The following is a 2,614-nucleotide window of genomic DNA, read 5'->3' on the forward strand; positions in this document are numbered from 1 at the left end:
GTTTAAAGAAAGCGTTATTTATGTTAATCATGAAGGCATATTCTTAAACTAACAGTTGTGTTTGTTTAAGTGGATAATAATTAAAACCCACATATTTTGAACAATCATGTTTCAAAATGTGTGGGTTTATTCTATATACAATCGATATTTGTAATGAAATTTGAACTGACTTTATTTCAAGCAAACATTAACTTGCCTGTTTTTTATTGCTTTTTTTTAATTTCTCTGCTTGTAAAAACCGATTTGTTTCAGCGACAACTACACCACTTAATCCAATTAGACCAATTAAGTTTGGTATCGCCATAAGTCCATTCGCAATATCGGCAAATGTCCATACAACACCTAATTTTAAATTAGCGCCAATAGCAATCATAACGATAAAGATTGCTTTATAATATCGTACAGCACCTTGTCCAAATAAATAAGCAACACACTTCTCTCCGTAATACGACCAACCTAAAATAGTAGAGTAGGCGAATAATATAATGGCGATACCGAGAATCATACTACCAGCAGTACCGAATACGGATTGGAATGCTAATGTTGTAGCTTCAACACCAGTTTTACCTGATTTCCATGCGCCTGTAGTAATTAATACTAGCCCCGTAATTGTACATACAATAAATGTATCTAGAAAAGTACCAGTCATAGAAACTAAAGCTTGTTTTGCAGGTGAATCTGTTTTGGCAGCAGCCGCAGCAATAGGAGCACTTCCTAAACCAGCCTCGTTCGCAAATACACCACGTGCCATTCCGATTTGAATTGCAGATGCAACTGTTGCTCCGATAAAACCACCAGCAGCAGCTGTACCATTAAATGCACCAGAAAAAATAAGTGAAAATGCTTCTGGAATTTGATCAAAGTGATAGAAAATAATAATAAGACCAGCAATTATATAAAAGAAAGCTTTAATAGGAACGATAAATCCCGTCACTTTCCCGATTTTTTTTACACCGCCTAAAATGACAATAGCGATTAAAAAGGACATTAATATACCAGTTAAAGCAGGGGGGAAAGAGAAATTAATTCGCATTGCCTCTGCAACTGAGTTAGATTGCACCATATTACCGATACCGAAAGAAGCAGTTGTACCGAATATAGCGAATAAAACAGCAAGCCATTTCTTACCTAAGCCACGCTCTAAATAATACATTGGTCCACCTGAGTATTCACCATTTTCATTACTAACACGGTATTTCACCGCAAGAATTGCCTCGGCATACTTTGTTGCCATACCGAACAAAGCAGTAATCCACATCCAAAAGATTGCACCAGGACCACCAATAGTAACAGCTGTTGCAACACCTGCTATATTTCCCATACCAATCGTTGCAGCCATAGCTGTCATGAGCGCCTGGAAGTGACTAATATCTCCAGAAGATGATGTATCCTCTGATTTTTTAAAAGCTAGTTTGTGAGCGTATATTAGTTTACTAAACTGTAAACCTTTTAAGCGCACTGTGAGAATGATACCAGTTCCAACGAGTAGCAACAAAGTTGGTAACCCCCACACATACTGATTAATTTGTTCTAATACTTTACTTACTGTTTCCATCTGTATTCTCCTTTTTTAGAAAAAATAAAAACCACTTCAAGGAAATGAAATGGTCTCTGGAGAAACAAGGGATAGAAAAATAAACCGATACAAATCGGCATTTTCTTTCGCTTGTCTCTGTCCTTTTACCTGAGAGATTATCCGCTAGATTAGCGGATTTGCTCCTTCGGTGCTCGTTTTCCTCCGCGCTATATTAAGCGAGAGGGAGTCTCTCCAGAGATTCGTCCCCATGCAGTTCTACTTGTAAACAAGACCTGAGAGTTTCAAAGTTGGTTCAGCAACTTTTTGCCCCGTCGGTAGATCAATAGACCTTCTCCTGAATGGTTCATCCGAATTATAAAATTCAAAACTTAAAAGCATTGATTGTGTATAGAATCAATAAAAACATTATAGATATACAATTAGTGAAATGCAATCATTTTTTATTTTGAAATAGTAAATAAACTTATTTTTTCGATATTCCTAATTTATCTTCAACTTCATTTAAAGTAGATAAAGCGATGACAATATGTTGATCCGCAAGTCCTAAAGCATGCTTTGTATTTTCAATTGTTTCATTGGTTGGAGTAGAATTGTTGTATCCGTCTATAATCAAATCTGCTGCATTTTTCATAAATTTAGAAGCAGCCTTAAATTCAGTTGTGAAATAAACTAGTTGCTTTTGTATATGTACTTCTGTTATGTTTTCTTCAATTTGTATTGTGTCTATTTCTTCCATAATTTTTTCATATTGTTTGGAAACAGCACTCATTGTAACTAATAGTTTATTTCTGTCCACTGAATCTCCGTTCGTGTTAATCTCTTCCCAGGCAGGCAACCAATCATTCTCGATAATGTCATTATAATTAGTAGTTAATTCATTCATTTTAGGTTGCAATTGAGTTCGGAAAGTTGTGGTATCAACGGTTTCTTTTTCAGCATTTTTTCGATCTTTAGTTGCGTAGAAAATAGTGCCGGCAATAATAAGAATAGAAACCACAAGCAACCATTTGTTTAAAAGTAATTTCTTCAATATATAAATCCTCCAAATTCTAAAAATTTATAATTATAATATATAAT

The 2,614-nt window shown here is 35.0% G+C and carries 2 protein-coding genes and 1 riboswitch; both genes read right to left on the bottom strand.

Going from position 1 to position 2,614, the window contains the following annotated elements; all coding sequences use genetic code 11:
- Nucleotides 1-187: 187 nt before the first annotated feature.
- Nucleotides 188-1,555 carry an alanine/glycine:cation symporter family protein gene (locus AB3X48_RS20870; RefSeq protein ID WP_367959897.1) on the bottom strand — a complete coding sequence of 456 codons (1,368 nt, stop codon included), beginning with the start codon at nt 1,553-1,555 and terminating at the stop codon, nt 188-190.
- Nucleotides 1,556-1,662: 107 nt separating this feature from the next.
- Nucleotides 1,663-1,782: riboswitch (glycine riboswitch) on the bottom strand.
- 218 nt (nt 1,783-2,000) lie between these two features.
- Complete coding sequence (locus AB3X48_RS20875; protein WP_367959898.1) at nt 2,001-2,567, bottom strand: hypothetical protein; 567 nt, start codon at nt 2,565-2,567, stop codon at nt 2,001-2,003.
- Between the last annotated feature and the right edge of the window lie 47 nt (nt 2,568-2,614).

It is taken from the genome of Bacillus sp. S4 (assembly GCF_040838205.1).
Classification (GTDB): domain Bacteria; phylum Bacillota; class Bacilli; order Bacillales; family Bacillaceae_G; genus Bacillus_A; species Bacillus_A cereus_U.